Raw genomic sequence first — 22,114 nt, forward strand, 5'->3', positions numbered from 1 at the left:
ACCGTGGACGGGCAGGACCCGGCGGGAGCGGACACGCACGAACCGATGGGTGCGGACGGGCCGCAGGCGACCGGATCCGGGCCCGCCCAGGTGGCCGCCCGCGCACGGCGCTCCGCCGACGGGGCCCAGCTCACCGTCACGTACGGCGGCCGGACCCGTACCTACGCCCGCGCCGACGACCCCGCCACCGCGCACCGGTGGCTGGGCGTCGGCGGCACCGCCTGGAGCCTGCACGAGGAGCCGGTGGCCGCCGCGCTGCGCGAGGCCGACGCGGCCGCCGACGGGACCGTGCGCAGCCCCATGCCGGGCACGGTGCTCGACGTGCCGGTCGAGGTCGGCCAGCAGGTCACCGCCGGGACCGCGCTCGCCGTGGTCGAGGCCATGAAGATGGAGCACTCCGTGCCCTCCCCGATCGACGGGACCGTCACCACCGTGTCGGTCCGGCCGGGGGCGTCGGTACCCATGGACGCCCTCCTCGTCACCGTCGAACCCCTCTCCGCGGCGGCCGAGGACCCGGCCGACGCACCTTCCACCGCCACCGAGGAGCAGCGATGAACCGCCACGAACTCTCGACCGAGCACGCCGACCTGCGGGCCGCCGTGGAGACCTTCGCCCGGACCGAGGTCGCGCCGGTGATCGGCGACTTCTACGAGCGGGAGGCCTTCCCCTACGACATCGTCGCCAAGATGGGGCAGATGGGCCTGTTCGGGCTGCCGTTCCCCGAGGAGCACGGCGGCATGGGCGGCGACTACTTCGCCCTGTGCCTGGCCCTGGAGGAGCTGGCCCGGGTGGACTCCTCCGTGGCGATCACCCTCGAGGCCGGTGTTTCCCTGGGCGCCATGCCCATCCACCGGTTCGGCACCGAGGAGCAGAAGAAGACCTATCTGCCCAAGCTGACCTCGGGCGAGGCGCTGGGGGCCTTCGGCCTGACCGAGCCGGACGGCGGTTCCGACGCCGGGGGAACCAAGACCACGGCACGCCTCGAGGACGGCGCGTGGGTGATCAACGGGACGAAGTCGTTCATCACCAACTCCGGCACCGACATCACCGCGCTGGTTACCGTGACCGCCGTGACCGGCAAGCGCGCGGACGGCCGCCCGGAGATCTCGTCGATCCTGGTCCCCAAGGGCACCCCCGGGTTCTCCGTGGGCCAGAAGTACTCGAAGGTCGGCTGGAACGCCTCGGACACCAACGAGCTGGTTTTCGAGGACTGCCGCGTCCCCGAGGCCAACCTCGTGGGCGAGCGCGGGCGCGGTTACGCCCAGTTCCTGCGGATCCTCGACGAGGGCCGCATCGCCATCGCGGCGCTGTCCGTGGGCCTGGCCCAGGGCTGCGTGGACGAGAGCGTCCGGTACGCCCACGAGCGGCAGGCCTTCGGCAACAGCATCGGCCAGTACCAGGCGATCCAGTTCAAGATCGCCGAGATGGAGGCCCGTACGTACGCGGCGCGCCTGGCCTACTACGACGCGGCCTCGCGGATGCTCGCCGGAGAGCCCTTCAAGAAGGAGGCGGCGATCGCCAAGCTCATCGCGTCCAACGCCGCGATGGACAACTCCCGCGACGCCACGCAGGTGTTCGGCGGCTACGGCTTCATGAACGACTACCCGGTGGGCCGCTTCTACCGTGACGCCAAGATCCTCGAGATCGGTGAGGGTACGAGCGAGGTCCAGAAGATGCTCATCGCGAGGGAATTGGGACTGCCCGCCTAGAAGCCCGTGCAACCGAGCCCCACAGCCGCGCGGCCCCGAGGACAACGGAGTCCCCGGGGCCGCATTCGCTGTCCCTTACTTGGGACCTCTGGTACTCAAGACTTCTGGTTCGCGTCGACCGGACGTGGCCTGTGGACAACGATCTCAAGCCGGGCAACATCGTTCTGGCCCCTGGGCAAGGGGGCTCTCGGGGTACGGGCACAGGCCGGGGCTGCGGCAGCCCCCGCAGGCTCAGAGCGACAGCGATTCCGTTGAGCAGTTCAGCATCCATACCAAGGACGCCGTGTTCACCGCCGACTCACGTGTTCACCGCCGACTCACGTGTTCACCCCCGACTCACGTGTTCACCCCCGATGCACTCGCAGCGGCTCCCTCGACGAAATCCCCAGAGGCGAGCTCCTCAGCTTCACCGTTGGATGGGGCGTTTGCCTTGGGGCGTTCGGGGTTCCCTCCTTCGGCGGGGGTTGCCTCTCTGGGCTGGGGTGTCCTCCTTTCCCGCCGCCCGATTGTGGCCGTCTCCGCTGCGCGCCTCAAGGTCGTCGCCGTCGAAGCGCTGGCGCGCTATCGCAGGCGCTCCACCTTGACCCGCTCCGCTCCGACGGCGGGTTGGCGGCTATCGGGAAAGGGGGACGCGTGGTCGAGGTCCGAGCGGGACCAACACGGCCTTCGGCCGAACTCCTCGGGCTTCGCCCGACCCCTCGGCCTGGCGGCCGATGCCTGCCACACCGCCGGAGCGTTGACGGGTCGGGTGTCGCGGCCGGTCACTGTGGGCAGCGCGAAACACCGGGGCGGTCTCGAGTGGTACCGGTGTGTGGTGAACCCCCTAGTTGGAGTCAAAAACGAGGGTGACCGTGACTCCAGGAAGGGGGTTGGGCTGGCTCCGGGTCCCCGTCCGAGTCCTCCCCCTTGTTGTTGCGGTTGCGGTGGGAGGGACGGCCCTGCCAGATGGAGGCCTCGGGGTTGGTCTCCCTCCGGTACTTGAGCCGGTTGTGGTCCGAGCAGAGTGGCTGAATGTTGTCCGCGCTGGTGGACCCTCCGGCCGAGAAGCTCTGCTTGTGGTCGGCCTCCGACCCGCTGGCCGGGAAGTTGCAGCCCTGGTACCAGGCGCAGGTGGTGTGGCCGAACATCCCCGCATCCCGCAGAGCACCCGTGGCATCGCGCTGGGTGCGGCCCACGTCCAGCACCCGGTCGCCCTTGGGGGAGGTGATCATCCGGCGCAGCAGGCTGTTGGGGGCCAGGGCACGGATCGCGGCCATGGAGACCACCTGCCCGTCCTGCGTCACCGCCGGACCCGCACCCGTAGCCGGGCCGTCTTCGCCCTGGAGGCCGAGGAAGGTGGGCAGGGGCACCATGATGTTGATCATCGCCACCGCAGCACGCTTGCGACCCTTGCCGCGCTTACCGTCCTTGCCGTCCCCACCCCCGGCACCCTCGGCACTCTCGCTGGGGCCGGTGGGGTTGGTGGCGGAGCGGACCAGGTTCATGAACGCGTCATACATCCGCTCCGAGGCCGACACGTGCAGCCTCTCGGGGTCATACTCCGCCTCGTGGGCCTTGAGCACACACCTAAGCTCCTCGGCGTGCTCACCCGGACCCCAGGCCTCGAACAGGTGAGTGCCATCAAAGGTGCGCACCACACGCGCACCACGGGCGTCGAAGGCGGCCTGGTACTGCTCCTCCACCACCGCCGGGTTGTACTGGGCCAGCAGCTCCCGGCCCAGCCGGGCGATGTCGGAGGTCGACATCGACGGCTCCCTGGCCTTGGAAGCCAAAATCCCAGCCTCCATCATCCGCCGGAAGAGGCCAGCATCCGGGTAGCGGCCAGTGTTGCGCGCCCCCACCGCCTTATCAGCGGCCCTGCACACCGCCACCGCCTCCCCGATCGACAACAACCCAGAGTCCAGGCCTTCCCGGGTGGCGGGCAACTCCTGAGCGAACAACCGCCGCGCCAGCTCGGCCCTCCCGTTGGCCTCAACGGGGGCCATCCCCACCGAGTGGATCAGCCAGTTCTGCACCGACCTCTGCCCACCCGCCCCCAACAGGGTCCCGGCCGCCTCCAGCTGCGCCAACCGCAGCAGCATCGAAAGCTGGGCCCGTTCCATGTCCTCGAACACCTGCGAGATCACGTCCAGGACCTGGCCAGCCGCACCGGTCGGGGGCACCTCCGCCATCTCCGAAGCGATCTTTCCCCGGGCAGCACCCATGGCGGCCACGGCGGGCGTATTGCCCGCCGCATTCCCGCACTGCCCGAAAGAAGAAGTCATACCACCAGGATATCAAAAAAGGCGAAGAAAGGACCTAACCCGGAGGTGACAACACCCTTACCAGGCCACCCCGACCCGCCTTTCCCATTCCCCGGAAAGAAGCCACCAGAAAAGGAGTCCCCATCCCTCGTGTGCATTCTTAGGCAAAGCGGACAAATGTGTTCCAGCATGGGAATGATCTTGCTCCTGTCGCCATTCTCGACGGCCGAGGGTGGAGACAGGAGCAAGATCATCGGGGTTTTCGCCTCACACATTGACCAGCCGCGACACCCGACCCGTCAACGCTCCGGTGGAGTGGCAGGGATCGGCCGCCAGGCCGAGGAGTTCAGTTTTTCGGGCGAAGCCCGAAATGGCATGGACCTCGACCACTCGCCCCCCTTTCCCGATAGCCGCCAACCCGCCGTCGTAGCGGAGCGGGTCAAGGTGGAGCGCCGTTGACGCGCGAAGCGCTCGATGGCGACGACCTTGAGGCGCGCAGCGGAGACGGCCACAATTGGGCGGCGGGAAAGGGGATTCCTGGACCGGTGGGGATTCCTGGACCGGTGGGGATTCCTGGACCGGTGGGGATTCCTGGACCGGTGGGGATTCCTGGACCGGTGGGGATTCCTGGACCGGTAGGAATTCCCATGCCCGCGGGGAACCCCACAGTGCAGATACCGACTCGATTCAGTCGGTGCGCGCTCTGGTCAGTCTGATCCACCTGACCCTGATCCACCTGACCCAACCTGACTCTGGCCCGCCTGACCAGCCTGTATGTCATCCCATGTGCGCGCGGGCGGAATCCGGTCTATCTTCCTCGGGAAAGCGGAACCGCCGTGAACGCGGGCACGGGCACGGCGGTTCCTCAGCAACCCGCATCGGGTAACCGCGAGGGAGTCTACGTGACGATATTGGTCACCGGAGCGACCGGAAACATCGGAAAAGTGGTCGTCGAAGGGCTGGTGGGGGCGGGGCAGCGCGTGCGCGCCATGACCCGCGACCCGCGGGCGGCGGCCGTCTGGCTACCCGCGGGGGTCGAGGCGGTCCACGGCGACTTCGAGCGGCCGGAGACCTGGGCCGCCGTGCTCGACGGGGTCGAGCGGGTGTACCTGTTCCCGTTCGTGGACCCGGCACCCGTTGTCGGCCCCGGGTTCATCGACACGGCGGTCAGAGCGGGCGTGCGCAGGTTCGTGGTCCACTCGTCAGCGGCGGCCGGCTTCGACTACCAGGGCGACCCCGAGGACGCCTCCCTTTCACCCCTGCGGCGGCACCTCGCCGAGGAGCGCGAAGGCCACCGCGCGATTGAGTCGGCGGTGGAGGCCAGCGGCGCTGAGTGGACGCACATCCGACCGGGCCTGCTCGCTGCCGGGGTCGACTGGGCGGAATCGGTGCGCACCACCGGCACGGTGCGCGAGCCCTACCCGCACGCCGGGAGCGCCCTGGTGCACGAGGCAGATGTGGCGGAGGTGGCCGTGGCTGCGCTGCTCACCGACGACCACCTCCACACCTCGCCCACGCTCACCGGGCCGCGCAAGGTGAGCCAGATCGACCAGGTCCACGCGATCAGTGACGCGATCGGCAGGGAGGTCGCGTTCGTGGAGCTCACCCCCGAGCAGGCCCGCGACGAGTGGTACGACCCGGAGCAGGGGGTGGACCACGCGTTCATCGACTGGCTGCTGGACCAGCTCGCGGACTCGGTGGCGGGGCCCGGACCGGTCCCGGCCAACGACACCTACGAACGCCTCACCGGGCGCGCGCCGCGCTCCTTCGCCCAGTGGGCCCGCGACCACGCTGAGGACTTCCGGTGACCCCGGCAGCGGACCACGGCAACGGACGGCAGCGGGAGGACGCGGTGACAGCAGACGACGTAACGGTACTGGTGACCGGGGCTACCGGGCGCGTGGGTCGGGGTGTGGTCTCCGGGCTGCTGCGGGCCGGGGCGCGGGTGCGCGCGCTGACGCGGCGTCCCCAGGACGCCGACCTGCCGGAGGCTGTGCGGGTGTTCGAGGGGGACCTTGAGGACCCCGCATCGCTGGCGCCCGCCTTGGAGGGTGCCGACCGCCTGTACCTCTTCCCGGTCCCCGAGACCGCGCGGGCGGTCGTAGCGCTGGCGGAACGGTGCGGGGTCGAGCGGGTCGCGGTCCTGTCCGGTGCGCTGGCGGACGAGGACGGTGAGGACGAGGGCTACCGCCCGGTGGAGCGCGCGGTCCGGGAATCCGCGCTGGAGTGGACGCTCCTGCGCCCCGGCGAGTTCGCGGCCAACTGGCTGGACCACGCACCCGAGGTGCGCGAGCGCCGGGAGGTGCGGCGGCCCTTCCCCACGGCGGTGAGCCGCCCCACCCACGAGGCCGACATCGCTGATGCGGCGGTGGCCGCCCTGCTGGTTGGCGGGCACGCCGGGCAGACCTACACCTTTGGCGGGCCCGACGAGCTGACGGTGGCCGAACAGGTGCGGATCATCGGCGAAGCGGTCGGGGAGGAGGTCCGCTTCGTGGAGCTCACCCCTGAGCAGGTCCACGAGGAGTGGTACGACCCGGAACTGGGTGTGGACCACGAGGTCATCGACTGGTTGCTCGACCTGCAGGGCGCGTCGGTAACCGGTGGCGGGGCGGTCCCGGACAGTGCCGACTTCGAGAGGCTCGTCGCCCGTTCACGGCGTTCCTTCACCCAGTGGGCCCGCGACCACGCGGAGGATTTCCGCTAGGGCGCTGAGATCGACGGCCCCGCCGACTGGGCGGTTCCGGCGGGGCGCAGGGCGGGGGTACGGGGTGGTGTGTGTTGCCCATCACCTCGTGTCCCCATAAAATGAACATAGATCATTTTATCTATGTGGCCGAGGAGACCTCATGGGCAGCCGCCTCCGGAACTTCGTCAACGGTGCGTTCGTCGACGCCCACGGGCAGGGGGGCATCGACGTCGTCAACCCCTCGGAGGGAAGCACCGTCGCGGTGTCGCCGATCTCCGATCAGGTCGACGTCGACGCCGCCTTCACCGCGGCGCGCGACGCCTTCGACACGTGGAAGGACGTCACCCCGTCCGAGCGGCAGCGCCTGCTGCTCAAGCTCGCGGACGCGGTGGAGACGCACGCCGACGACATCGTCGAGGCCCAGCACCGCAACACCGGTCAGCCGCGCTGGATGATCTCCCAGGAGGAGATCGGCATGGGCGTGGACCACCTGCGTTTCTTCGCCGGCGCCGCCCGCACGCTCGAGGGGCGCGCGGCGGCCGAGTACATGGAGGGCCACACCTCCTACATCCGCCGCGAACCGGTCGGTGTCGTAGCGCAGGTGACCCCGTGGAACTACCCGCTGCTCATGGCAGTGTGGAAGATCGGCCCGGCCCTGGCCGCGGGCAACTGCATTGTGCTCAAGCCTTCGGACACGACCCCCGAGTCGACGCTGGTGCTGGCGCGGCTCATCGGGGAGATCTTCCCCGCGGGCGTGTTCAACGTGGTCCTGGGCGACGCGAGTACCGGGGCGCTCATGGTGGAGCACCCCGAGCCGGTCATGGTCTCGCTCACCGGTTCGGTTCGGGCGGGTCAGCAGGTGGCCGCCTCCGCGGCCAAGGGGCTCAAGCGCGGTCACCTGGAACTCGGCGGCAAGGCACCCGCCGTGGTGTTCGCCGACGCCGACCTTCCCGCGACCGCCAAGGCACTGGTCGAGTTCGGGACCTTCAACGCCGGGCAGGACTGCACCGCCGTCACCCGGGTGCTCGTCGAGGAGAGCGCACACGACCGGTTCGTGGAGCTGCTCGCCGAGGCGGCCCGGCAGACGCGCACCGGCAGCTCCGACGAGTCCGAGAACGACTTCGGCCCGTTGAACAACGCGCGCCACTTCGCGTCGGTCACCGACAAGCTCGACCGGCTGCCCGAGCATGCCACCGTGGTGGCCGGCGGCAAGCCGGTCGACGGCTCCCGGGGCTTCTTCCTCGAGCCGACGGTGGTGACCGGCGTCCGCCAGGACGACGAGCTGGTGCAGGAGGAGACCTTCGGGCCGGTCCTGACGGTGCAGACCTTCGCCTCGGAGAAGGAGGCCGTCGTCCTGGCCAACGACGTGGACTACGCGCTGGCCTCCAGCGTGTGGACCGCCGACCACGGCGCCGCCATGCGCCTGACGCGCGCCCTCGACTTCGGCTGCGTCTGGGTGAACACGCACGTGCTGCTCGCCGCGGAGATGCCGCACGGCGGCTTCAAGTCGTCCGGGTACGGCAAGGACCTGTCGCTGTACTCGGTGGAGGAGTACACCCGGGTCAAGCACGTCATGCACGCGCTGGAGGTGTGACCGGTCCGGGGCCGCCCGCCGGGATCCCGGCGGGCAGCCCCGGACAGCCCGAACCGACGGTCCCGGTCAGTCCCGGTCGTCGGTCTCGGAGTACTTGTGCCGCAGGCCGTCGATCAGGGCGTCGATCGCGAGCTCGAAGGCCCGGTCGGCGGCCTCGCGGGGGTCGGACGGCCGCTGCGCGGCGAACCGGGTGAAGGTCGGCGCCAGCTCCTCGAGGCCGCCCGGGTCGAAGATGTCGGTGGGTGCGGAGGCGTCGTAGGCGGCGCCGAACACGAGCGCCTCGACGCCGACGATGATGTCCACGGCGTCGGCACCGGTGATCCCCGCGTCGCGCAGGGCGCAGGTGACGCGTTCGTACATGCGCAGCGTCTGGGGGGAGTCGGCGACGGGCAGCACCGCCATGACCGGGATGAGCGCGGTGTGCTGCATGAAGCACTGCCGGTAGGAGAGCGCCCAGTGCCGCAGCGCACGGTCCCAGGGCTCGGTGGCGAACGCGGAGCAGTCGATCTGCTCGTTGATGCGGTCCTGGAGCAGGACCAGCACGTCGCGCTTGGCGGAGACGTGGTTGTACAGGGCGGAGGCGGCGACCCCGAGTTCGCGGGCGAGCGAGGCCATGGTCAGGTGGCGGTAGCCCTGGTCGGTCACGATCCGGATCGCGGCCTGTGCGACGCGTTCACGGGACAGGACCGGCGAGGAGGGTCTGCCCCGGCCCCGTGCGCTGCGCGGTTGCTGGCTCACTGACGCCTACTTCCTGTTGTCCACCCGGCGGGGCGTCGACGCGACCCCGCCTTGATTGTAGGCGTGTTGCGAGGGTGCCGAATCGCCGCGGTGGCGGGCGTTCAGCCCGCTGACCAGCCTCGCCGTCGCCTCTGAGACGGGGGTGAGCTACTTGACAGCGGGCCCGTTGTCCCTATTAATGAATGGAGTTCATTTTGATGTTCGAAGGAGCACACCCATGAGTGGCACACACGTCATCGGCAGCGCCGAGACGCTCGACCGCGATGTCGTGATCGTGGGCGCCGGCCCCGCCGGGCTGATGGCCGCCCGCACCCTCCAGGCCGCCGGGCGGTCCGTCGCCGTCCTGGAGGCCCGCGACCGCGTGGGCGGTCGCACCTGGTCCCGGGAGATCGACGGCGCCTTCCTGGAGATCGGCGGACAGTGGGTCTCGCCCGACCAGACCGAACTCCTCGGCCTGCTCGACGAGCTGGGCATGAGCACCTACCCGCGTCACCGCGAGGGATCCAGCGTCTACCTCGCCGCGGACGGCTCCCGCCACGAGTACACCGGAGACATGTTCCCTGCCGGAGAGGCGACCGAGGCGGAGATGGAGCGCGTCATCGCGACCCTGGACAAGCTGGTCGCCGACATCGGCGTCGAGCGCCCCTGGGACCATCCGCGCGCCCGCGAACTGGACACCCTCTCCTTCACCGAGTGGCTGCGCCGCCAGACCGACGACGAGGCCGCCCGGAAGAACATCAGCATCTTCATGGCCGGGGGCATGCTGACCAAGCCCTCCCACTCGTTCTCGGTGCTGCAGGCCGTTCTCATGGCCGCCTCGGCCGGCTCCTTCTCCAACCTCGTAGATGAGGACTTCATCCTCGACCGCCGCGTCGTCGGGGGCATGCAGTCGGTCTCAGAGGCGATGGCCGACGCCCTCCAAGAGGGCACGGTCTTCCTCGAGAGCCCGGTCCGGACCATCCGTTGGAGCGACGACGAGGCCTCCTCGCATGGCGCACGGCCCACGGGCCCGGCCACCGTCTGGTCCGACCGCGTCACCGTACGGGCCCGCCACGTGATCGTGGCTGTACCGCCCAACCTGTACTCGCGCATCTCCTTCGAGCCCGCGCTCCCGTGGCTGCAGCAGCAGATGCACCAGCACACCTCGATGGGCCTGGTCATCAAGGTCCACGCGGTGTACGAGCGCCCGTTCTGGCGCGACAAGGGCCTTTCCGGCACCGGCTTCGGCGCCAAGGAGCTGTGCCAGGAGGTCTACGACAACACCAACCACGCGGACACGCGCGGAACCCTGGTCGCCTTCGTCTCCGACGAGTCCGCCGACGACCTCCTGCGCAAGCCCTCCGAGGAGCGCCGCGCCGCGATCCTGCGCTCCATGGCCAACTACCTGGGTGACGAGGTGCTCGAGCCGCTCGTCTACTTCGAGTCGGACTTCGCCTCCGAGGAGTGGACCCGCGGGGCCTACGCGGCCAGCTACGACCTCGGCGGCCTGCACCGCTACGGGGCCGACCAGCGCACACCCGTGGGACCCGTCCGCTGGGCCTGCTCCGACCTGGCGGCTGAGGGATACCAGCACGTCGACGGCGCCCTGCGCCAGGGGCGGCGCGCGGCCGAGGAGACCCTCGGGGCTCCCTAGGTCCCAGGCACACAGGGGAGGCGCCGTAGCGCACGAACCCCACCCCCTGGTGAGCGCACCGCGAACCCCGCGCCGCTCACCGGTTCCCGCGGCGCCGCCCCCGGCGCCGAAACCCATCCCGGCGACCACAGGGAGAACTCATGACGGACAACACCGCACGGAGCGCGGAGGCGGGGGCCGACGCCCCGACACACTGGAAAGGCCTCAGCAAAGGGGCGATCGGGCTCCTCGGAGGCCTGGTCATCGGTGTCTCCACCATCGCCCCGGCCTACACCCTCTCGGGGGCGCTGGGGCCGACGGCCTCCGCGGTAGGTGAGCACCTCCCCGCGATCCTGCTGGTCGGATTCGTGCCGATGCTGCTGGTGGCGATCGGCTACCGCCAGCTCAACAAGGCCATGCCGGATTCGGGCACCACCTTCACCTGGGCCTCCAGGGCCTTCGGCCCCTGGATCGGGTGGATGGCCAGCTGGTGCCTGCTGGCCGCGACCATCCTGGTGCTGTCCAACCTCGCCGGGATCGCCGTTGACTTCTTCTACCTGGCGATCGCACAGCTGACCGGTCAGGGGTGGATCGCCGACCTGACCCGCAACGTGCCGGTCAACGTCCTGACCTGCCTGGCCTTCATGGCAGCCGCGGCCTGGATCTCCTACCGAGGGCTGGAGGCCACCAAGACCTTCCAGTACATCCTGGTCGCGTTCCAGCTCGCGGTGCTGCTGTGGTTCTCGATCGCCGCGTTCGCCAGGGTCGGTGCAGGTGGGGCCTTCGACGCCACGCCCGTGCGGCTGGAGTGGTTCAACCCGCTCGGCGTCGAGTCCTTCTCCGCGTTCGCCGCGGGTGTGGCCCTCTCGGTCTTCATCTACTGGGGCTGGGACGTGGTCGTGACGATGAACGAGGAGAGCCGCGGCACCACGACCACCCCGGGCAAGGCCGCCATCGCCACCATCCTCGTGATCGTCGCCCTCTACACCGCGGTCACGGTGGCCACGCTCTCCTTCGCGGGCGTGGGCACCGGGGAGTTCGGTCTGGGCAACCCCGACATCCAGGAGAACGTCTTCGCGGCGCTGGCCGGACCGGTCATGGGTCCCTTCGCCGTCCTGATGTCCCTTGCCGTGCTGTCCTCCTCGGCCTCCTCGCTGCAGTCCACGATGATCTCACCGGCGCGCACGATGCTCGCGATGGGCCACTACGGGGCGCTCTCGCCCAAGTATGCGCGGGTCAGCCCGGTGCACAAGACCCCCGTGTACGCGACGGTCGTGGCGGTGGTCATCGCCTCGGTCTTCTACACGGTCATGCGGGTGCTCTCCGAGAACGTCCTCTGGGACACCATCACCACGCTCGGCATGATGGTCTGCTTCTACTACGGCGTGACCGCCATCGCCTGCGTCTGGTACTTCCGGCACGAGGCCACCGCGTCGCTGCGCGCCCTGGTCGCCAAGCTGGTGGCACCCTTGCTCGGTGGGCTCCTGCTGCTCGTCTTCTTCTTCCAGACCGCCTGGGACTCGATGGACCCCGCTTACGGCTCCGGATCGCAGATCGGCGGGGTCGGGCTGGTGTTCGTCCTGGGTGTCGCCATCTTCGCCCTGGGGGGCGTGGCCATGGTCGTCCAGTACCTGCGCAGCCCGGAGTTCTTCCGGCGCAGGTTCGCGACCACCGAATACCCCACGGAGAGCTGATTCGCCGACCGGTTCCAGCGCCCTGTTCCACGACAAGGATTGACATGATCGCTCACAGTCCTGCCGAACGCCCCACGGTGATGCCGCCGGAATGGGCGCCGCACGAGCGCACCTGGATGGCCTTCCCGCCGCCCAACGACACCTTCGGCCCGCGCGGGGGCCGGTCCCTGGGGCGTGCGCGCGCGGCCTGGGCCGCGGTGGCCCACACGGTCGCGCGGTACGAACCGGTGACGGTGGTGGTCGCCCCCGACGACACCGACGAGGCCGCGGCCCTGCTCGGTCCGGAGATCGACACGGCGGTCCTGCCCCTGGACGACGCCTGGATGCGCGACTCCGGTCTGACCTTCGTCCACGACGCGCAGGGCCGGGTCCACGGGGTCGACTGGGTCTTCAACGGCTGGGGCGCCCAGCAGTGGGCGGACTGGGAGTCCGACCGGCTCCTGGGCGGCAGGATGGCCGAGGTCTCCGGGGTGCCCCGGATCCCGAGCACCCTGGTCAACGAAGGCGGCGGCATCCACGTCGACGCCTCCGGCACGGTGCTGCTCACCGATACCGTCCAGCTGGACGCGGGCCGCAACCCGGGGCTGGACAAGGGCGCCGTCGAGACGGAGATCCACGCCAGACTGGGCACCAGGCACGCCGTCTGGCTGCCCCGGGGCCTCACCCGCGACTACGACGAGCTCGGCACCCGCGGGCACGTCGACATCGTGGCGGCCTTCACCGAGTCCGGCACCGTGCTGCTGCACCGCCAGGACGACGCCCGACACCCCGACCACCTGGTCACACAGGACCTGCGCCGGGTCCTGGAGGGCGCCGTCGACGCCGACGGCAAGCCGCTGCGCATCGTCGACGTCCCGGCCCCCGAGACCCTGACCGACGACGACGGCGAGTTCGTCGACTGGTCGTACATCAACCACTACGTCGCCAACGGGGTCGTGGTGCTGTGCGCCTTCGACGATCCGCGGGACGACGCCGCCGCACGGATCCTGGCTGGGGCCTACCCCGGGCGGCGCATCGAACAGGTCGACGCCCGCGACATCTTCCGCTTCGGCGGCGGCATCCACTGCATCACCCAGCAGCAGCCGGCCCCGCGCTTGAAGGGGAGGTCCCAGTGACCAAGCCCTACGACGTCGTCGAGGCCACGATCCCGCAACTGCGCGAGGACCTTGAGCGGGGCCGTGTGACCAGCGAGGATCTGGTGCGGGCCTACCTGGCGCGCATCGAGGCCTACGACCACGGCGGGATAGCGCTCAACGCAGTGGTGGTGATGAACCCCTACGCCGTCGCCGAGGCCCGGGCCTCCGACGAGCGCCGGGCGCTCGGGCAGACCCTGGGCCCTCTCGACGGGATCCCCTACACCGCCAAGGACAGCTACCAGGCCCGCGGGCTGACGGTCGCGGCCGGATCACCGGCCTTCGAGCACCTCGTCGCCCAGCGAGACTCGTTCACGGTGCAGCGCCTGCGGGAGAACGGCGCGGTGCTGGTCGGCCTGACCAACATGCCGCCCATGGCCAACGGCGGCATGCAGCGCGGCGTGTACGGGCGTGCCGAGAGCCCTTACAACGGTGCCTACCTGACCTCGGCCTTCGCCTCGGGATCGTCCAACGGCTCGGGAACGGCCACGGCGGCCAGCTTCGCCGCCTTCGGACTGGCGGAGGAGACCTGGTCCTCCGGGCGCGCCCCCGCCTCCAACAACGCACTGTGCGCTTACACACCGTCATGGGGGGTGATCTCCATCCGGGGCAACTGGCCGCTCGTGCCCACGATGGACGTCGTGGTGCCCCACACCCGCACCATGGCCGACATGTTCGAGCTGCTGGAGGTCATCGTCGCCGACGACGCCGAGCTGCGCGGGGACTTCTGGCGCAGCCAGCCGTGGATCGACGTTCCGGCGGCTTCGGCGGTACGGCCCGAAACCTTCGCCGACCTGGGTGTGGCCGACGCGGACGCCGGCCGACGGGCCCTGGACGGGCTCCGGCTCGGTGCGCCGCGGCTCTACACCGGCCGGGATCCCGAAGCCGGAACCGCGGCCGCCCCCGGTATCGGCGGGCCGACCGGACAGCCGGTGGCCACCCGGCCCAGCGTGCTGCGGTTGTGGGAGGCGGCTCGGGCCGACTTGGAGGCCTCCGGCGTCCTGGTGCGGGAGACCGACCTTCCCGTGGTGAGCAACTATGAGGGTGACCGACCGGGGGCGCCCACGGTCAAGACCCGCGGGCTGGTGAGCCGGGACTACCTGGACCGCGAGCTGTTGGACCTGTCCGCTTGGGCCTGGCAGGACTTCCTGCGCGCCAACGGCGACCCGCTCCTGGACGACCTGGGGCAGGTCGACGGCGAGCGCGTCTTCCCGCACGACCCGAACGCCCTTCCGGACCGCTACGACGGGTTCGACGACGACATCGCCGCCTACCCGGAGTTCGTGCGCCGCACGGGGATCTCCTCCTTCACCGAGGTCCCGCACCTGGAGGAGGGGCTCCGAGGGCTGGAGCGCACCCGGCGGGTGGACTTCGAGGACTGGCTGGACCGCCTGGGCCTGGACGCGATCGCCTTCCCAGCGGTGGCCGACGTCGCCCCGGCCGACGCCGACGTGAACCCCGACTCCGCCGACACCGCTTGGCGCAACGGCGTGTGGGTGGCCAACGGCAACCTCGTCTGGCGCCACCTGGGCATCCCCACCGTGACGGTGCCGATGGGCACGATGCCCGACACAGGCATGCCCGTGGGGCTGACCTTCGCCGGGCGCGCCTACGACGATGCGCGCCTCCTGCGGATCGCGGCTGCCTTCGAGGCGACCGGGCACCGCCGCCAAGAGCCACCTAGAACGCCGCGCCTGACCTGAGGTCCGTGCGGGGGCCAGTACCGGCCGCACTGGGGGCCTCCGGTGCAGCCGGTGCATTCGCCAAGAGGTGGCCGGATTACTCCGGAACCTGCTCTGGACTGGTCGAACGTTGCGAGTGTCAAGGGAGGTGAACCGGTGAACCCTCCTTGCCTCCGGGGGTATCGGACCGCTCAGAGTTCTCGGCGCACGAGGGCCGCGGCCTGGGTGAGCGATCGCATCTTCCCCTCGGCGGACGCGCGGGGCAGGTACTTGAGCCCGCAGTCGCTGGCGAGGACCAGCTTGGCCGCGTCCACGTGCGGCAGTGCGCGCCGCACCCGGTCGGCCACCTCTTCGGGTGTCTCCACCTCGTGGGTCGACAGGTCCAGCACGCCGAGGATCACGCCCTTTTCCCGCAGGGGGTCCAGGGCGGCCGGGTCCAGGCCCGACTGGGCGGTCTCGACGGAAACGTGGTCGACCGGGGTGTCGGCGAGCTCCCCGAGGAAGGAGTAGCCGTCGGGGCGTTCGTGGATGATCGCCGCGTATCCGAAGCAGATGTGCAGCGCGGTCGGCCCGGCCGCGTCCCGCAGTGCCTCGTTGAGGACCTCGACGCCGAATTCGTGCGCAGCCTCTGGCCGCGCCTGGAGGTAGGGCTCGTCGATCTGGACGATGTCGGCACCGGCGGCGAACAGGTCGGCGATCTCCGCGCGGACCACTTCCGCGTAGGCCAGGGCGACGCCGCGGTCAGTGGCGTAGTAGTCGTTCTGGGCCTGTTGGGCCATGGTGAAGGGGCCGGGCACGGTGATCTTGACTGTGCGGTCGGTCGCCTTCCGCAGGAACGCGGTGTCGCCCGCCTGGATCGGGTGGGGCCGGGTGATCTCGTGGGTGATCCTGGGGACCGGATTGGGGTGCCCCGAACGGTCGAGCGCGGTACCGGGGTTGTCGATGTCGACACCGTCGAGGGCCGTCGCGAAGTGGTTGGAGTAGGACTCCCGCCGGATCTCACCGTCGGTGACGATGTCCAGGCCCGCGTCCTCCTGGGCGCGGATCGCCAGTAGCGTCGCGTCTTCCTGGGCCTCGGTGAGGAAGTCCGAATCCACCCGCCACAGCTCCTTGGCCCGGACCCGCGGTGGGAACCGGTCGGCGAGTTTCTCCCGGTCGATCAGCCAGTCGGGTTGCGGCATACTGCCGACGATCGAGGTCGGCAAACGGGCGCCGTGTGTGAACATGGGCTGCCTCCTTCGAGCTCAGGGGTGTCTGACGCCGGGAATCGGGTGAGAACGTGCCGAGCGGGCGGGAGTGCTCTCGTGCGGGTGGGCGGGAGGGACCCCACCCTTTCAGGCGTCGCCGGTCCGCGCTACCTCTCTTTACCGAGGACCCGCGGCAGGGATCCGCGGCGGGGACTCAGGCCGAGGGGGAGGGCTTGGTACTGGCGGAGCGTACGTGCACCACCGCTACGGGGACGGTGAGCACGGCCAGGGCCGCGGAGAACAGCGTGACGGCGATCGGCAGCGGTAGGACGGTGGCGGCCACACCGAGGCCGATGACCGGTACCGAGATGCCGACGTAGGCCCCGAGGAAGAGGTTGGCGAGGATTCCGGCGTGGTGGTCCGGGTCGCTGAGATCGTTGATGGTGGCGACCGCCGCCTTGAAGGCGGTGCCCGAACCGGCACCCGCAATGGTCCCTCCGAGGAGGAAGAGGACGTAGCTCGGTGCGAACTCCTGCACGGTGATCACGAACAGGCCCGTGACGAGCAGGGTGGCGGCCAACGGGACGCGGGACCGCTCTGGCACCCGGGAGAAGAGGGCCTGGGCCGTCGCCGCCGAGGCGAACACCGAGAAGGCCGTCACGCCCGCGACGAACGGCGAGTCCAGGCCGTAACCGCTGGTGAGCAGGGACGGTGCCAGCGACGTGAACAGTCCGAACACGGCGAAACCGACGAAGGCCAGTCCAAGGCTCGACCAGAACGCGGCCCGCGACGTGGCGGGAACCCTCAGCCGCTGGGGCCGGTAGCGGGGGAGGGGACGGCGGACGTTCACGGTCTCCGGGACCAGGACGACGAGGGGTACCAGGAGCAGGAAGGCGCCACCGAAGAGGGCGTACGGGAGGACCAGCGGGGCGGTACCGAGCGCGGCGACCGCCCCGGAGAACGCGGCACCGAGCCCGAGGCCGCCCACGTTGACGACGATCGTCAGGGTGTCCACGAAGGTCCGTGAGTGCGGGTTCCGGCTCGCGCGGTTCAACGCGACCAGCGCGGCGGTGGCGGTCGCGGTCAGCATGCCGACCGCGACCCCGTTGACGAAGCGCGCGACCAGCAGCGTGGTCAGGTGTGTGGAGGCCACGAAGAGCGAACTCGCCACCAGCGCCAAGAGCAGGGACCCCAGGAGAAGCGGTTTGCGCCCGTACCAGTCCGAGACGTGCCCGACCAGGAGCAAGCTCGTGAGCACTCCGACGGCGTACATGGCGTAGACGACGCTGATCACGTCGGACCCGAACCCCTCAGCGCCCTGATAGAGGGGGTACAGCGGAGTGGGCGCGGTCGAGAACGCCATGATCAGCAGGAACAGCACCGCAACGATCCAGAGGCCGCTCCGCGTACGGGCGCCCGTAGGAGACTCGGCTGTCAAGCGATCGCCCTTCACCTCGGGTGAGCGTCCGTCGGCGGTTCACTGATTTCACGTATGCGCGCACGACCACTGTCGCAGCATCGCCGGTCGAAGGCCTTGACCGGCGGTGCCGCGCGAGCAACCGTTTCGATGGCGGTCACCTGACTGCCACCGACGGTGGGCGGTCAGGCACGGTTGCGCTTCGCATCAGGGCTTACGTGCGACCGCTCCGTAGCCGTCCACCTCGGGTGGTACACCGAAACTGTTCTGGTCGTAGCGCCACCGTGTAACCGAGACCAGGCCCGGTTCGACCAGGACCAGTCCCTCGAAGAACCCCTCCAGCTCCTCGGGGCTGCGCTGGACGTAGGGTACGGCGCCGCTCTGGTTGTAGCGTTCGTGTGCTTCGGCGTTGGCCTCGCTGTGTACGTTGGTGCCGTCGTTGATCGTCAGGTAGCTGCCTGACGGAAGGGCCCGCACCAATCGTCCGACGATGTCGCGGGCCTGGTCGTAGTCCGTGACGTGCCCGAGGATACCCATGAGCATCAGCGCGATCGGCTCCCGAAAGTCCAGGGTCTCCCGGGCTGCCTCGAGGATCTTCTCGGGCTCTCGCAGGTCCGCGTGGACGTAGTTCGTGGAACCCTCACCCGTGCTGGTCAGCAGTGCGCGAGCGTGCGTCAGCACCAGGGGGTCGTTGTCCACGTACACGATCCGCGCCTCTGGGCGTGCGCTCTGTGCCACCTCGTGGGTGTTGTTGGCGGTGGGCAGCCCGGTACCGATGTCGAGGAACTGGCGGATTCCGGCCTCTGCCGCCAGATAGCGCACGGTGCGCGCCAGAAAGGCCCTCGAGGCCTTGGCGCCTTGCGCCATGCCAGGGAAGACCTTGAGGAACTGGTCACCGGCCTCCCGATCCACGGGATAGTTGTCCTTGCCGCCGAGCCAGTAGTTCCACACGCGGGCTGAGTGGGGGATGTCGGAATTGATTTGGGGCTGGGAGGATTCCATGGGCCGAGCATAGGAAGCCCGTGTGCGGCAGCACAACTTCGTGGTCGATCGACGGCCAGACACAGCGAAGGGCCCGTGCGGTGGGGATTTCAGGGGGCATTCACGCCCAGACGAGGACGTAAGATCCCTGCCAGGAGTGCACGGTGTAACCGGGCACCGTGCAGAATATGACAGGAGTCCCCTGTGGCTGAGAAACCCCCCGTGCAGAGCCATCAGCCCACGATCGACACCAGCGTCTCCCACACCGCGCGCATTTGGAACTACTGGTTGGGTGGCAAGGACAACTACCCCGTGGACCGTGAGCTGGGAGACCTGATCCAGCAGGGCATGCCTCAGATCGTTGACAATGCCCGCGCGGACCGTGCCTTCCTGGAGCGGGCGGTCACCTACCTGGCGGGCGAGGTCGGTATCCGCCAGTTCCTCGACATCGGTACCGGGCTGCCCACCGCCAACAACACCCACGAGGTCGCTCAGAGTGTGGCCCCCGACTCGCGCATCGTCTACGTGGACAACGACGATCTGGTCTTGGCGCACGCACGTGCTCTGTTGACCAGCAGCCCGCAGGGCGCCACTGAGTACGTGCACGCCGACGTGTGCGACACCGACCGGGTCCTGGCCGAGGCCGCCCGGGTTCTGGACTTCTCCCGCCCGGTCGCGCTGATGCTGCTGGGCGTCTTGAACTTCGTGCAGGACGACGACGAGGCCCGCGACTTGGTGGGGCGCCTGATGGACGCTTTGCCGGAGGGCAGCTACCTGGCCATCACCCACCCCAGCGCCGTGGTCCAGCCCGAGGCCATGGAGGAGGCCACCCGCCAGTGGAACGAGAACGGCACTCCCTACTTGGTGCTGCGGTCGCCGGAGCGGATCGCTGAGCTCTTCGAGGGGTTCGACCTGATCGAGCCCGGGGTGACCTCGTGCTCACTGTGGCGTCCACAGCCGACCGAGGTCGGTACCCCGCAGCCAGTGGACGAGTTCGGCGGCGTGGCCCGCAAGAGCGGGTGAGGCGGCTCGGGTCGGGCTGGAACTCACCGGTCGGGGGTTCCCGTGACAGGTTCGAGAGGGTGAGTCGTGACCCGGACCGCGCCCGAGCGGATCCGCCCTGACCTGGTCCCCGACACCACACTGCTGACGTTGGAGACCGAAACCGAAGAGCAGCTGTGGGCCATCATCCTGCCGACGGCCACCGCCCAAGGTGCAACAGGGGCCACCTTGCGCCAGGTGGCGCAGGGGTCGGAGCGCTGACCAGGGCTTCGCAGACCTCGAAGAGGGAATCAGCGTGTGTGGTCAGGCAGGCGTGGAACTCGGAGCGCAATCGGGACAACTCCGACAGTGACTCGACAGGGAGGTTTTTCTGGTGCGGCACACTCATGGGTGACGGCCTCCGTTGTGCTCAGGTGTGTTCCTGGTTGAAGCACCTGATCATGCGAAGGCCGTTGTTGTGTCCGGGCAATGACCAAACCCATGACTCCGGAGATGAAGGCGCGTGTACTCGAAGTGACCGAGACCCGGTGGGTGCGGAGCGTAGACGCTCTCACCCGGGCGGAACGGGACCGGCTCTTCGGTATGGCGCCGATCCTCGAAGAGCACTACCGTAGAAACAGCGAAAGCGGGCCCCCGAAGGAACCCGCTTCGAAGTTGATCTCCCGGATATCTCCCAAGGCGGGATGATCATCTTCGCCGCTACAGCCAGATAACTCTCTGACCTGCGGTGCTGCTTGTGGGCGATACAGGACTCGAACCTGTGACCCCTACCGTGTCGAGGTAGTGCTCTAGCCAACTGAGCTAATCGCCCCAGTGAAACTGGGAGGTGGAGACGGGATTCGAACCCGTGTTGACGGCTTTGCAGGCCGCTGCCTCGCCTCTCGGCCACTCCACCGAGTTATCCGTGGAGCGTACCAGCCGCCCCTCGTCTCCTCCGAGCGGACGACGGGATTCGAACCCGCGACCCTCACCTTGGCAAGGTGATGCTCTACCAGCTGAGCTACGTCCGCTTGCTACGGGCCCGGCCTCCGTTTCCGTTGGCCGCGCCTTGCTGCTGGTAAAGACTTTAGCGGAGATTCCACAGACGGCAAATCGGAGTTGGTCGGGGCCGTGCGGCGGTCGTCTTGGGAGCTGGGAGGGGCGGTAGCGTCCGCGTCACATGGCCCGGGTAGAACAAGGGGTCACGGCCTCGAAAGACAGGGTGGGCGGATCGGCATGGACAACCCGGTGGCGGACGGTTCGGCGTGCGGTGGTCACCGCGGTGCGCTCTCCTGGGGGCGGGCCCGTGCGCGGGCCCGCGCACTGGGGGAAGCGCTGGGTGCTTCGGAGCGAGTGCTTCCGTTGCGGAGCGCGCTGGGTGGTGTGCTCGCCGCGGATCTCAGGGCGTTGGTGGGGTCGCCCGCTTTCGACGCCTCGGCGATGGACGGGTTCGCGGTGTCGGGGGAGGGGCCCTGGACCCTGGTGGGAACGCAGCTGGCCGGTGCTCCGGTCGCGGGGCTCGCCTTGGGTGCGGGCGAGGCCGTGGAGATCGCCACCGGTGCCCGCGTGCCCAAGGGTGCCGAGGCGGTCCTGCCCTATGAGCGGACCGAGGCGGTGGACGGCCGGGTGCGTGGTGAGGCTCACCAGGGCAGGCACGTGCGCTGGGCCGGGGAGGAGACCGCGCCGGGGGAGACGGTCCTGGAGCCGGGGACCCCGGTGACCCCTGCTGTGCTGGGGCTGGCCGCGAGCCTGGGCCACGACAGCCTTCGGGTGCGTCTGCCGAAGGTCTCGGTGCTGGTCACCGGTGACGAGATCGCCACGGACGGGCTTCCCGGCGACGGCGTGGTGCGGGACGCGATCGGGCCGCTGCTGCCCGGCGTGGTCGCCTGGGCCGGGGGCGAGCTGGAACGGGTCCGCTTCCTGGGTGACGGCTACGCGGACCTGCGTGCGGCCTTGGAACCGGACGGGGCCGACGTGGTGGTCGTGTGCGGTTCGTCGTCGAAGGGGCCCGCCGACCACCTGCGCGAGGTCCTGGCGGAGCTGGGCGCGGAGACGGTCGTGGACGGCGTCGCCTGCCGCCCGGGCCACCCGCAGCTGCTCGCGCACACCCGTGACCAGACGGGCGGCACTGTTTTCGTGGGTCTTCCGGGCAACCCCAACGCGGCGCTGGTGGCGTCGCTCACGCTCTTGGTGCCGCTGCTGTGCGCGATGGCCGGGCGCCCGGACCCGGCAGCGGGTTCGGGTCCGGTGCCGATGTCCGCCGAGGTCCGTTCCAGGCCCGACGACACCCGGCTGGTCGCGGTGCGGCTGTCCCAGGGGCGGGCCGAGCCGGTGGGCCACGACCGCCCGGGCAGTCTGCGCGGCGCCGCCCTGGCCGAGGCCTTCGCGGTGGTGCCGCCGGGCGGGGGCGGCGGCGGGGTGGCGCGCCTGTCCCGGCCCGGAGGGCCCCCCGGGCCC

18 protein-coding genes and 3 tRNA genes are annotated in these 22,114 nt (G+C 69.8%); 12 read left to right on the forward strand and 9 right to left on the reverse strand.

All coding sequences use genetic code 11. The features are described from left to right. Nucleotides 1-555 (forward strand): acyl-CoA carboxylase biotin carboxyl carrier protein subunit (locus ACYVD1_RS31710; protein ID WP_460778153.1); only part of this gene is annotated, 555 nt, incomplete at its 5' end. After that, complete coding sequence (locus tag ACYVD1_RS31715; protein ID WP_460778154.1) at nt 552-1,709, forward strand: acyl-CoA dehydrogenase family protein; 1,158 nt, start codon at nt 552-554, stop codon at nt 1,707-1,709. The genes ACYVD1_RS31710 and ACYVD1_RS31715, both read left to right, overlap by 4 nt. A gap of 833 nt (nt 1,710-2,542) precedes the next feature. Here the strand turns inward: ACYVD1_RS31715 and ACYVD1_RS31720 are convergent. Then, nucleotides 2,543-3,973 (reverse strand): HNH endonuclease signature motif containing protein, encoded by a 1,431-nt coding sequence (locus tag ACYVD1_RS31720; RefSeq protein WP_460778155.1) that lies wholly within the window; start codon nt 3,971-3,973, stop codon nt 2,543-2,545. Nucleotides 3,974-4,219: 246 nt separating this feature from the next. Next, nucleotides 4,220-4,342: a hypothetical protein gene (locus ACYVD1_RS31725; RefSeq protein ID WP_460778156.1), complete on the reverse strand. Its 123-nt coding sequence runs from the start codon at nt 4,340-4,342 to the stop codon at nt 4,220-4,222. Nucleotides 4,343-4,854: 512 nt separating this feature from the next. On the opposite strand from ACYVD1_RS31725, the gene ACYVD1_RS31730 reads away from it, so the two are divergent. The 3 genes from ACYVD1_RS31730 to ACYVD1_RS31740 all read left to right on the forward strand — a co-directional run bounded on the left by ACYVD1_RS31730 (nt 4,855) and on the right by ACYVD1_RS31740 (nt 8,232). Further along, the gene (locus tag ACYVD1_RS31730; protein WP_460778157.1) at nt 4,855-5,760 is read left to right on the forward strand and encodes an NAD(P)H-binding protein; all 906 of its coding nucleotides are present in this window, start codon (nt 4,855-4,857) and stop codon (nt 5,758-5,760) included. After that, nucleotides 5,757-6,656, forward strand: a complete 900-nt coding sequence (locus ACYVD1_RS31735) for an SDR family oxidoreductase (RefSeq protein ID WP_460778158.1) — start codon at nt 5,757-5,759, stop codon at nt 6,654-6,656. Before ACYVD1_RS31730 ends, ACYVD1_RS31735 begins: the two co-directional genes overlap by 4 nt. A gap of 142 nt (nt 6,657-6,798) precedes the next feature. Then, nucleotides 6,799-8,232 carry a gamma-aminobutyraldehyde dehydrogenase gene (locus ACYVD1_RS31740; protein WP_460778159.1) on the forward strand — a complete coding sequence of 478 codons (1,434 nt, stop codon included), beginning with the start codon at nt 6,799-6,801 and terminating at the stop codon, nt 8,230-8,232. Nucleotides 8,233-8,298: 66 nt separating this feature from the next. Here ACYVD1_RS31740 and ACYVD1_RS31745 read toward each other — a convergent pair whose 3' ends face one another. Then, on the reverse strand, nt 8,299-8,970 hold the full coding sequence (locus ACYVD1_RS31745) for a TetR/AcrR family transcriptional regulator (protein ID WP_460778160.1): 672 nt from the start codon (nt 8,968-8,970) through the stop codon (nt 8,299-8,301). Between the two features lie 217 nt (nt 8,971-9,187). Here ACYVD1_RS31745 and ACYVD1_RS31750 point away from each other — a divergent pair, with 217 nt between their 5' ends. The 4 genes from ACYVD1_RS31750 to ACYVD1_RS31765 all read left to right on the forward strand — a co-directional run bounded on the left by ACYVD1_RS31750 (nt 9,188) and on the right by ACYVD1_RS31765 (nt 15,112). Continuing rightward, complete coding sequence (locus tag ACYVD1_RS31750) at nt 9,188-10,603, forward strand: flavin monoamine oxidase family protein (protein ID WP_460778161.1); 1,416 nt, start codon at nt 9,188-9,190, stop codon at nt 10,601-10,603. Nucleotides 10,604-10,743: 140 nt separating this feature from the next. Further along, nucleotides 10,744-12,276, forward strand: a complete 1,533-nt coding sequence (locus tag ACYVD1_RS31755) for an APC family permease (RefSeq protein WP_460778162.1) — start codon at nt 10,744-10,746, stop codon at nt 12,274-12,276. 44 nt (nt 12,277-12,320) lie between these two features. Continuing rightward, a complete protein-coding gene (locus ACYVD1_RS31760) occupies nt 12,321-13,391 on the forward strand; it encodes an agmatine deiminase family protein (RefSeq protein WP_460778163.1) in 1,071 nt (356 codons plus the stop codon). Then, on the forward strand, nt 13,388-15,112 hold the full coding sequence (locus ACYVD1_RS31765; RefSeq protein ID WP_460778164.1) for an amidase: 1,725 nt from the start codon (nt 13,388-13,390) through the stop codon (nt 15,110-15,112). Before ACYVD1_RS31760 ends, ACYVD1_RS31765 begins: the two co-directional genes overlap by 4 nt. 170 nt (nt 15,113-15,282) lie before the next feature. On the opposite strand, the gene ACYVD1_RS31770 is transcribed toward ACYVD1_RS31765, so the two are convergent. The 3 genes from ACYVD1_RS31770 to ACYVD1_RS31780 form a co-directional block, all read right to left on the reverse strand. Beyond that, nucleotides 15,283-16,317 (reverse strand): uroporphyrinogen decarboxylase family protein, encoded by a 1,035-nt coding sequence (locus tag ACYVD1_RS31770; RefSeq protein WP_460778165.1) that lies wholly within the window; start codon nt 16,315-16,317, stop codon nt 15,283-15,285. Nucleotides 16,318-16,492: 175 nt separating this feature from the next. Next, nucleotides 16,493-17,716, reverse strand: a complete 1,224-nt coding sequence (locus tag ACYVD1_RS31775; protein ID WP_460778166.1) for an MFS transporter — start codon at nt 17,714-17,716, stop codon at nt 16,493-16,495. Nucleotides 17,717-17,902: 186 nt separating this feature from the next. Beyond that, complete coding sequence (locus ACYVD1_RS31780) at nt 17,903-18,697, reverse strand: SAM-dependent methyltransferase (RefSeq protein ID WP_460778167.1); 795 nt, start codon at nt 18,695-18,697, stop codon at nt 17,903-17,905. Nucleotides 18,698-18,880: 183 nt separating this feature from the next. On the opposite strand from ACYVD1_RS31780, the gene ACYVD1_RS31785 reads away from it, so the two are divergent. Next, entirely contained in the window at nt 18,881-19,699 is an 819-nt protein-coding gene (locus ACYVD1_RS31785) for an SAM-dependent methyltransferase (RefSeq protein ID WP_460778168.1), read from the forward strand. Between the two features lie 66 nt (nt 19,700-19,765). Then, nucleotides 19,766-19,939, forward strand: a complete 174-nt coding sequence (locus ACYVD1_RS31790) for a hypothetical protein (RefSeq protein WP_460778169.1) — start codon at nt 19,766-19,768, stop codon at nt 19,937-19,939. Nucleotides 19,940-20,415: 476 nt separating this feature from the next. On the opposite strand, the gene ACYVD1_RS31795 is transcribed toward ACYVD1_RS31790, so the two are convergent. The 3 genes from ACYVD1_RS31795 to ACYVD1_RS31805 all read right to left on the reverse strand — a co-directional run bounded on the left by ACYVD1_RS31795 (nt 20,416) and on the right by ACYVD1_RS31805 (nt 20,688). Further along, nucleotides 20,416-20,489: transfer RNA gene (locus ACYVD1_RS31795), tRNA-Val, on the reverse strand. A gap of 13 nt (nt 20,490-20,502) precedes the next feature. After that, nucleotides 20,503-20,573: transfer RNA gene (locus ACYVD1_RS31800), tRNA-Cys, on the reverse strand. A gap of 42 nt (nt 20,574-20,615) precedes the next feature. After that, nucleotides 20,616-20,688, reverse strand: a tRNA-Gly gene (locus ACYVD1_RS31805). A gap of 205 nt (nt 20,689-20,893) precedes the next feature. Here ACYVD1_RS31805 and ACYVD1_RS31810 point away from each other — a divergent pair. After that, nucleotides 20,894-22,114: molybdopterin molybdotransferase MoeA (locus ACYVD1_RS31810; RefSeq protein ID WP_460778170.1), on the forward strand; the 1,221-nt coding region annotated here is incomplete at its 3' end.

The organism is Nocardiopsis nanhaiensis (genome assembly GCF_054778635.1).